At 55.7% G+C, this 6680-nt stretch carries 5 protein-coding genes; 3 read left to right on the forward strand and 2 right to left on the reverse strand.

What is annotated here, in order from left to right; translation table 11 throughout:
* Nucleotides 1–1040 (reverse strand): class II fumarate hydratase (locus tag H7A81_RS24480; protein WP_182058997.1); only part of this gene is annotated, 1040 nt, incomplete at its 3' end.
* Nucleotides 1041–1236: 196 nt separating this feature from the next.
* Here H7A81_RS24480 and manA point away from each other — a divergent pair.
* Both manA and H7A81_RS24490 read left to right on the forward strand, forming a co-directional pair.
* On the forward strand, nucleotides 1237–2412 hold the full coding sequence (gene manA, locus H7A81_RS24485; protein ID WP_182058998.1) for a mannose-6-phosphate isomerase: 1176 nt from the start codon (nucleotides 1237–1239) through the stop codon (nucleotides 2410–2412).
* Nucleotides 2413–2540: 128 nt separating this feature from the next.
* Nucleotides 2541–4040, forward strand: a complete 1500-nt coding sequence (locus H7A81_RS24490) for a YdgA family protein (protein WP_182058999.1) — start codon at nucleotides 2541–2543, stop codon at nucleotides 4038–4040.
* A 34-nt stretch (nucleotides 4041–4074) separates the two neighbouring features.
* On the opposite strand, the gene malI is transcribed toward H7A81_RS24490, so the two are convergent.
* Nucleotides 4075–5100, reverse strand: a complete 1026-nt coding sequence (gene malI, locus H7A81_RS24495; protein ID WP_034827374.1) for a Mal regulon transcriptional regulator MalI — start codon at nucleotides 5098–5100, stop codon at nucleotides 4075–4077.
* A 178-nt stretch (nucleotides 5101–5278) separates the two neighbouring features.
* Between malI and malX the strand changes: the two genes are divergently transcribed.
* A partial coding sequence (gene malX / locus H7A81_RS24500) for a maltose/glucose-specific PTS transporter subunit IIBC (RefSeq protein WP_182059000.1) occupies nucleotides 5279–6680 on the forward strand: 1402 nt, incomplete at its 3' end.

Here is a 6680-nt window from a genome sequence, read left to right on the forward strand (position 1 = left end):
ACCGCAACGTCGTTACCCATCACCTGGCAGCACAGCATGGTTAATGCTTCGCACTGGGTTGGGTTCACTTTACCTGGCATGATTGAGCTGCCCGGTTCGTTCTCTGGAATGGCAAGTTCGCCAATCCCGCAACGCGGACCTGATGCCAGCCAGCGCACGTCGTTGGCGATCTTCATCAGTGAAGCCGCCAGACCTTTCAGTGCACCGTGTGCATGCACCAATGCATCACAGGTCGCCAGCGCTTCAAATTTATTCGGCGCAGTCACAAACGGTTGCTGTGTTAGATCGGCCAGTGCTTTCGCCACGCGCACTGCATACTCCGGATGGGTGTTTAAACCGGTGCCCACGGCAGTGCCACCCAGTGCCAGTTCGGCCACGTGCGGAATGCTGTGTTCGATGTGCTTGAGGTTATGCTCCAGCATCGCCACCCAGCCGGAAATTTCCTGGCCCAGCGTCAATGGCGTGGCATCTTGCAGGTGGGTACGACCAATCTTCACGATGTCTTTAAAGGCTTCAGACTTCTCGCTCAGGGTCTTTTTCAGCACATGAATCTGCGGAATCAGCTGCTCCCGCACGGCGATGACCGCGGCCACGTGCATGGCGGTGGGGAACACATCGTTGGAGCTTTGGCTCTTATTGACGTCGTCGTTTGGGTGCACCAAACGCGACATGCCACGCTCGCCGCCGAGAATTTCACTGGCGCGGTTGGCCAGCACTTCGTTCATGTTCATGTTGGTCTGGGTACCGGAACCGGTCTGCCAGATGGCCAGCGGAAACTCTTCACTGTGTTTATCAGCCAGCACTTCGTCAGCCGCTTTCAGAATCGCTTCTGCACGCTCAGCCGGAAGCAGGCCGAGATCGCGGTTCACCTGTGCTGCAGCGCGTTTGGTCAACGCCAAAGCATGCACCAGTGCAACGGGCATCTTCTCGGTTGAGATACGGAAATGCTCCAGCGAACGCTGGGTTTGTGCCCCCCACAACTTATCTGCCGGTACTTCGATCGGTCCCATTGAATCTTTTTCAATGCGATTCGCTGCCATGACTACGTCTCCTTAGCTCAGATTAGAGGTTTCCGCTCAGGTCGTCTTCCCGCGACGCCGTTGAGCGAGCAAGATTGTCACACACAAGAAATTAACATTATGCGAGCCCATCGCGTTTATTGCACTTGTTGATGTATTTTGTATGGCACTTTCTGCTTTAATAAGCCTATTTACTTACGGTTATTAAGGGTAAACGATGCAAAAAATGAACAATTCGCTGCAAAATTACGCTTGGGGCAGCAAAACTGCGCTGACCGAACTTTACGGCATTGAGAACCCACAAGGATTACCGATGGCGGAGCTGTGGATGGGCGCCCATCCGAAGAGTCCGTCAACCGTTGAGATCAAAGGTGAAACGCGTTCCCTGCGCGATGTCATCAATGATGACCAAACCGCAGCCTTAGGCGCGGCCGTCGCACAGCGTTTTGGTGAGTTGCCGTTTTTGTTTAAGGTGCTGTGTGCCGATCAGGCCTTATCGATTCAGGTTCACCCAAGCAAAGCCGCAGCCGAAGAGGGATTTGCGCGCGAGAATGCCGCCGGTATTCCGATTGGCGCTGCTGAGCGCAACTATAAAGACGCGAATCACAAGCCGGAACTGGTGTATGCCCTGACCCCATTCCAGGCGATGAACGGCTTCCGCGAGATGCACGAAATCGTCTCACTGCTTGAGCCGGTGGCCGGTGCCCATCCGCAGATCGCTCACTTCCTCGAAAAACCTGATGAGGCAAGCCTCGCCAAACTGTTCTCCACCCTGCTGTCGTTAAAAGACGAGCCTAAATCACTGGCGTTGGCGGTGCTGAAATCTGCACTTAACTCGCGTAGTGGCGAACCCTGGCAGACCATCAAAAGCATTGCGGCTGATTATCCGGACGATACCGGCTTGTTCTCGCCGTTGTTGCTGAACGTCATCACCCTGCAGCCTGGCGAAGCCATGTTCCTGTTTGCCGAGACGCCGCATGCCTATTTAAAAGGGGTGGCACTCGAAGTCATGGCGAATTCCGATAACGTTCTGCGCGCGGGTCTGACACCGAAATTCATCGATATTCCGGAGTTGATGGCGAACCTGAAGTTTGAGGCCAAACCGGCTGCCACGCTGTTGACGCAGCCTCAGCAAGTGGGCGACACGCTGAACTTCCCAATTCCGGTGGACGATTTTGCCTTTGCCATCCACGCTCTTTCCGCCACACCACAGCCGTTAGCGCAACAGAGTGCGGCGCTGCTGTTCTGTATCGAAGGTCAGGCGGTGATTGAGAAGTCAGGTGAGCAACTGCTGTTGAAGCCCGGTGAATCATGCTTCGTTGCCGCCAATGAATCCCCGGTTAATGCCGCAGGTACAGGACGCCTGGCGCGGGTTTATAACGCGCTCAGCTGATCCGGCTGACGATACCAGCATTAACTGCTATTCTTTCAAACTATTACTTTAAAACGCCTGCGGGCGTTTTTCTTCACCGCCGCCCCCAAGCAGCGGCGTGCGGACCCAAGGATAAGGACGACTCAGCGATGAAAAAGACCAAGGTTGCCGTAGGTGTAATTGTAGCGATCGGCGTGATCTGGACAGGCGCGGCCTGGTTTACCGGCAAGCAGCTGGAAAGCCATATGGATCAAATGTTGCAGAACGCCAACACTCAGCTTAATGCCTATGCGCCAAACGCTCGCCTGACGCTCAGCTATCAGGACTACCAGCGCGGCATCTTCAGCAGCAAAACCAAACTGGTGATTCAGGCCAGTTCACAGACGGAAGACAACCCGTTGCTGAAGCCGGGTCAAAGCATCGTGCTGAACGAAACCATCGACCATGGTCCCTTCCCCTTTGCGCAGTTGAAGCGCGGCAGCCTGATTCCGAGCATGGCTTCGGTGCATACCGAGCTGGAAAACACCGATGCGGTGAAGAAACTGTTTGAACTCACCAACGGTAAATCGCTGGTGACCGCTGATACGCGCGTCGGGTACAGCGGTGCCACTGATACCGCACTGGATCTGCTGGCGGTTGATTATAACAACGCGCAGACCGGCGATCGTCTTGCCACCAACGGCGGCACCCTCGAAATCAGCGCCGACAGCAAGGGCGATAAAGTCAGTCTGAATGGCGATTTCTCTAGCATCGCTGTTACCAGCAAAAACCAGGTTGAGCAGCCAGTGCTGTTTACCCTTAACGGCCTGAAGCTGAAGGGTGATACTCATCTCAGCCCGGAAGGTGTGCGCGTGGGGGATCAGTCCATCAGTCTGGATAAACTCGACGCCAGCATTAACGGTCAGGAAGGTTTGTCATTGCAGAAGCTGGACACCCAATCCTCCTTCGATAATAAAGATGGCAAAATCGGCGGCGATCTGAATATGAACGTCGGCGACATCAGCCTGCAGAAGCAACCGTTCGGCGAAGCTAAGCTGGCGATGAAGTTTGCACAGTTTGATGCGCAAGCGGTGAAAACCTTCTCGGACAGCTACAACGCGCAGATGCAGGCACTGCTGAACCAGCCAGGTTTAGTCGAGGATCCCGTCCGCTATCAGGCTAGCGTGCAGACCATCCTGAAGAATAACCTGCCGACGCTGCTGAAGGGTTCACCGACCGTCAGCATCGCGCCGCTGAGCTGGAAAAACGATAAAGGGGAAAGTACCTTTAACCTCAGCATCGGCTTTAACGATCCCGCTACCGTCACCGGTGAAGCGCAGACGTTGGGCGCAGCAGTGGATCGCGTGCTGAAAACCCTGGATGGCAAACTGAACATCAATATGCCAATGGCTACCGAAGCGATGCGCCATGTGGGGCTGGCTGAAGGTTATCAGAGCGACGATGCGCAGAAGCTGGCGGATCAGCAGGTGAAAGGTCTGGCGGCAATGGGCCAGATGTTCCGTCTGACGCAGCAGCAGGATGATAACATCACCACCAGCCTGCAATACGGCAACGGTCAGGTGACTATGAACGGCGACAAGATGTCACTGGAGCAGTTCCTGTCACGTTATATGCTGGGCGCGCAGACCAGCGAAGGGATGCCTGAGTAACAGCGATATACCCGCGGCGCGAGCTATCGCGCCGCTAAACGCCCCGCACCAACTGCGGCGGCACAATCAAGGTTTGCACTTCCGCATCCGGTTTCGCCAGTCGTTGCAGCATCCTTTCCCCCGCTCGCCTTCCCACATCACGCGCTTCACTGCTGACAAACGTCAGAGAAGAATCATACGACTCGCGTAGCGGATCGTCATTAAAGCCGACCAGCGCCAGCTTTTGCGTGAAGTAGCTGTCCACCGCATCTTCGCCCAGCGAGCGTCCGCTGTGGATCGCACCAAAATAGCAGCCGAGCGTGGTACTGGCGTTATGGGCAATGATAGCGGTGATGCGCGGATGGTGATGCAGCAGGTCCTGCGTCAATGCCGATACGCTCTGCTGCCGATCGTCGCACTCAATGATCCAGTCTGGACGAAACGGTAAACCGTATTGCAACAGGGTCGCACAATAGCCGCCAATACGTTCCGCGCGCGTCAGTGAAGAACCCAATCCGCCGACCCACGCGATACGCTGATGCCCCTGACGGATCAGATACTCGGTGGCGATGCGCGCCGCCTGGCTGTTATCCGGACGCAAGGAATCGACCTTGTCGAGGCTACTGGCCCGCGCGGCGCAAATGAGTGCAATCTGTTGTTCATGCGCCTGCGCGACCAGCGTTTCCGCCTGCGCAACGGCACCACCCAACACAATGCCATCCGCGCCCTGTGCGGCCAGGGAATCGAAGCAGCGTTGCAGATGCTGCCCGTGTTGTCCGCTTTGCGTCAGAACCAACACTTTTCCCTGCTGCTCCAGCACTTCACTCAGCCCCGCCGTCATCGCCGCATAAAACGGCTGGCTGAGATCGCGCACAATCAAACCTATGACACCACTCTCGCCACCACGCAGGATGGAGGCTGAACGGTTGCGCACGTATCCCAGTTGCTCAATCGCCTGATTAACCCGCTCGGCCGTGGCGGAAGAGATACGTCCTTTACCGGACAGCACCAGAGAGACTGTCGATACCGATACGCCAGCCGCCTGCGCGACATCGTGAATAGTGGTTTTAGGCTGAGACATCCGGTTCCGTTTCCAACAACTGATGAAGAAACAAAGAGGTAAAACGTTACACTGATTCACGCAAAAATAAAGCCTGGGATTAGTCACGCTTTGTGACTATAGCCACAAAACAACATGGTAAAACGTTTTATCATTCTTTACCATTTTGAAAACTTGCCGCTTTTTACCAGGAGAGACTATGTCCGCCAGCCGACCCAAAATGTCACTTTGGGAATTTTTCCAGAGTCTGGGTAAAACCTTTATGTTGCCCGTTGCCCTGCTGTCGTTCTGCGGCATTTTGCTCGGGATCGGTAGTTCACTGAGTAGCCACGATGTGCTGACGCTGATTCCGATGCTCGATCAGCCGTTCCTGCAATACTTGTTTATCTGGATGGCTAAGCTGGGTTCATTTGCCTTCAGTTATCTGCCGGTGATGTTCGCGATTGCGATTCCACTGGGCATGGCGCGGGAGAACAAAGGCGTCGCTGCCTTTGCCGGTTTTGTCGGCTACGCAGTGCTGAACCTGAGCGTGAACTTCTGGCTCAATATCAATGGCATTCTGCCAACCACCGACGCAGCGGTGCTGAAAGCCAACAACGTACAAAACATCCTTGGCATTCAGTCGATCGACACCGGTATTCTCGGCGCGGTGATTGTTGGTGTGGTGGTGTTCTGGCTGCATGAACGCTTCCACAATATCCGTCTGCCGGATGCGCTGGCCTTCTTCGGCGGTACGCGCTTTGTGCCGATTGTCACCACCGTGGTGATGGGCTTACTCGGCTTAGTGGTGCCTCTGATTTGGCCCTTCTTTGCGCGCGCCATCACCGGCCTCGGCTGGATGATCAACAGTGCGGGTGAATTCGGCCCGATGATCTTCGGCACCGGCGAACGTCTGCTGCTGCCGTTTGGTCTGCAACATATTCTGGTGGCAATTATTCGCTTCACCGATGCGGGCGGCACGCTCGACGTCTGTGGCAAAAGCGTCAGCGGTGCCCTCACCATCTTCCAGGCGCAGCTGGCTTGCCCGGATACTCACGGCTTTGCGGAAAGCGCCACGCGCTTCCTGTCGCAAGGCAAGATGCCGGCCTTCCTCGGTGGTTTGCCGGGTGCCGCACTGGCGATTTATCACTGCGCACGTCCTGAAAATCGTCACAAAATTAAAGGGCTGCTGATTTCGGGTGTGGTGGCTTGCGTGGTCGGCGGGACTACCGAACCGATCGAATTCCTGTTCCTGTTCGTGGCTCCGGTACTGTATTTGATCCACGCCCTGTTGACGGGCCTGGGCTTCACTGTGATGGCGATTCTCGGCGTGACCATCGGTAACACCGACGGCAACGTTATCGACTTCTTCGTGTTCGGCGTGCTGCACGGCCTCTCTACCAAATGGTATTGGGTGCCGGTGATTGCGGCAGTGTGGTTCGTGGGTTACTACGCCATCTTCCGTTTTGCTATTACCCGCTTCAACATCAAGACTCCGGGTCGTGAAGCAGAAGCCAGCAGCGTGGAACAGCAGGTCAGCCGCGCGGGCGTGGGTAAATCAGGCTACAACACCCCAGCAATCCTCGAGGCTCTGGGCGGTGTGGACAACATCACCTCGCTGG

Origin of the sequence: Pantoea sp. ME81 (genome assembly GCF_903970985.1) — a bacterium.
GTDB classification, from domain to species: domain Bacteria; phylum Pseudomonadota; class Gammaproteobacteria; order Enterobacterales; family Enterobacteriaceae; genus Pantoea; species Pantoea communis.